General features: G+C 67.8%; 1 protein-coding gene. It reads right to left on the bottom strand.

All coding sequences use genetic code 11. The features are described 5' to 3' along the window. Window positions 1–367: AMP-binding protein (locus tag AC5Y30_RS25520; protein WP_499922099.1), on the bottom strand; the 367-nt coding region annotated here is incomplete at both ends.

Here is a 367-nt window from a genome sequence, read left to right as displayed (position 1 = left end):
GCCGCCCCGGTCTTGAGCACCGCCGCAATCGACACGATCGCCTCAGCCGACCGGGAAAACAGCAACGCCACCGACTCGCCCGGACCCGCACCATGACCAACCAGCACATGCGCCAACCGATCAGCGGCCTCATCGAGCTCGCGATACGTCATCGACCGGCCATCGCATGTCAGCGCCACCGCACCCGGGGTGCGCGCCACCTGCGCCGCAAACGCCGCGGGAATCGACACCGCCGACGACTCCGGCTCCTCCAACACCACCCGGTTACCGACCTCGGCCAGGCGAGCGTGCTCAGCAGCATCCAACAGATCCACCGACGACAACCGCCGCCCCGGATCAGCACTCAACTCCACCAACACCCACCGCA

The organism is Mycobacterium sp. NGS27 (assembly GCF_059813005.1).
Note: the sequence above shows the minus strand (reverse complement) of the source record. Positions and strands in the feature narration are given on the sequence as shown.